Raw genomic sequence first — 2,500 nt, 5'->3', positions numbered from 1 at the left:
CGCAACAGGAAACAGCGTTGCGGCAGTCAAATACCCCGTCATACTATGGTCAAAAAGTCCGCAAAGCCGGTAATATCCAATACTTCCATGACCATCTCCGGCACATGTACCAGCTTAAGTGTTCCCTTTTTATTCATCATTTTTTGCGTTTTTAACAGTACACGCAAACCCGCAGAGGATATGTATTCCAATCCTTGCATGTCTAAAATAAGTGCCGTTGTTTCCGGCGGCAATGCATCAATTTGCTTTTCCAATTCCGGCGCAGTCGTTGTGTCCAAACGTCCCGAAAGAATCAATGTCGTGGCATCTGCCATCTGTTTTTCGATAGATAAGCGCATCTCTCTTCTCCTTCTTCGTCACTATGACTGATGATATGTTTTCGTTTTTTGTTTCATCAATTGATGCTTCTGTGCTGTGAGAAGCAGCTGCAATTCTGTACACACCGTATTGGCCGGAGCTTCCAAGGTATCAAACAGTGAGGACAGCGTGCAGGCAAACGCCAGCATTCCTCCATCCAATCCCATTTGCATCAGCAGCATGGTATAACAGGTGATTTCCCCGCCGGATACCGGCGGATAGGCAACAGACAGCAAAAACGCGAGAATCATTAAGATACACAACGTACCTATATTTAACCCTTCGCCGGATGCTCCCTTTGCCGCCGCAATGAAAAAGACAAACTCTGCGGCAATCAACGGTTTGTGTATCACGGTTCCAATCGGCAGGGCGAATCCTACCAGTTTTTTATCTATGCCAAATCCTCTTTCGCAAGCCTCATACGCCTCCGTAAAGGCCACAGAAGACGACGCAGATGCCAATTGTACCATGATGCTGGGTTTTAGCAGATGCAGCAATTCCCGTATAGAAAATGCAGAGCGATAGGCAGCCGCTGCCATATATACCGCTGTGACGATGAGCAAAAAGGCAACAAATAATCCTGCCATCTTCATATAGCTCATCAGACTAGTTATATCCGCAGATAATCCGGCATCTGTCATGCTCAAATAAATAAAAGCAGGCAGTATGGTCTCGAATCCAGACAGTACCCGACACACAATCAGATTGGCTTCATTGACCAACTGCTTGGTGTTCTGTACCTGCCGCTGTAAAAACAGCATAGCAACGCCAAGCACAAATCCTAAAAAGATAATCTGTGTGATATTGCAGGTAATAAACGGTGAAATGACGTTGTCCGGCACAATATCCGTCAAGAATGCGAGAAAGGCCGCGATACCGTTTTCGCTTCCCATGCCCGTATGAAACGGAAAGAAAACCGCACACACGACACCGGCACACACAATGACAAATACCGTACTGACCAAATATCGCGTACACGCATATCTGCCCACGCGGTCTAAATTGCGCGGACTTCCCGCACTGAGTACACCATCCATCACAGCAAGTAGCATCATCGGGGAGACAACAGCTGTCAAGAAATGAGAGCCAATACCAAAGAGCGGTTGGATCGTATAGGCTCGCACAGTCTCTGCCGCGCCATCCGGCATAAGACGCAGGATAACAGCTGTGAGCACGCCCAGAATCATTGCGAGAAACACCTGCTGCACGCGGTGATTCGGTTTGACTTCCAGTGAGATATACACGCTGTTCTGTCCACGATCAAATTGATAAATCCAGCCAATTCCCAAGGTTGCCAACAGATTGTCTGCCAATCCGCCACCTGTATCTCCCATTGGATCGCAGGGGTAATGAATGCCATGTAAAGACAAAGATACATCCAACCAGCGTCCTCGTTCTCTTATTGTCAATTGTACCTGCAAATCTGCGGCTTTATCCATCCAATGCAAGAGCATTTCTTCTGCGCCAATCTGAACACGCAGCATATCTCGCTTGCTCAAATATGTATACTGTGATACGGTCTGTTCAATGCGCAAAGAGAGGGCGTCAATGCCCTCTGTATTCAGCTCAAATGTTTCCTGTACAATTGTTTTCATGCATTCCCCGCTCCCCTACAAATTGTCGATACAATCTATTTTTATTATAACATAGTTTGTAACAGGGTGCTGAATTATTTTTTCCAATAAATTTCTCGCTGCTGCTTATCCAATCGACAGACAAACCGCTTCTTGTACAGCAAAAACTCTTCCATGTCCATGAGGATATGATACAGCATTGCGCGGCTCTCAAATTCTTCTCGCGTTTTTGGCAATTCCTCTCGCTTCATATCTGCAAAAATTTCATGCAAACGGTTGAGCTGTTTTTCCGGACTGTTGATTTCCACGACATAATCTGCCACATACAACAGGTATTCCGCAATAATTTGTGCCTGTTTGGGTCTGCTGCGCACGCGGCGCAGCTCATTGTGCAAATTATCCAGCACCAGACATTGCGCGTGACGCATCTCAAAATAATCAATATAATACTCCGGATGAAAGTGAAACGTGTTGTCCTGATACTCATGTGCGTCTTTGATATAAAGTTCCAATTGGCGCTCCAGCGTACGGATATGTCCCCACAAATTATGCGACATCTGAAACTGAAT

2 protein-coding genes and 1 pseudogene are annotated in these 2,500 nt (G+C 46.0%); all 3 read right to left on the bottom strand.

The features are described 5' to 3' along the window. Nucleotides 1-38: 38 nt before the first annotated feature. A complete protein-coding gene (locus ACR0P9_RS10860; protein ID WP_432620044.1) occupies nucleotides 39-338 on the bottom strand; it encodes an STAS domain-containing protein in 300 nt (99 codons plus the stop codon). A 21-nt stretch (nucleotides 339-359) separates the two neighbouring features. Beyond that, nucleotides 360-1,952 carry a dicarboxylate/amino acid:cation symporter gene (locus tag ACR0P9_RS10855; RefSeq protein WP_432620042.1) on the bottom strand — a complete coding sequence of 531 codons (1,593 nt, stop codon included), beginning with the start codon at nucleotides 1,950-1,952 and terminating at the stop codon, nucleotides 360-362. 74 nt (nucleotides 1,953-2,026) lie between these two features. Then, nucleotides 2,027-2,500 (bottom strand): annotated as a pseudogene (locus ACR0P9_RS10850) (aromatic acid exporter family protein); the annotation flags it as partial.

Origin of the sequence: Butyricicoccus sp., from assembly GCF_050872565.1 — a bacterium.
Taxonomy (GTDB): Bacteria; Bacillota; Clostridia; order Oscillospirales; family Butyricicoccaceae; genus Butyricicoccus_A.
This window is presented reverse-complemented; position numbering and strand designations above follow the sequence as displayed.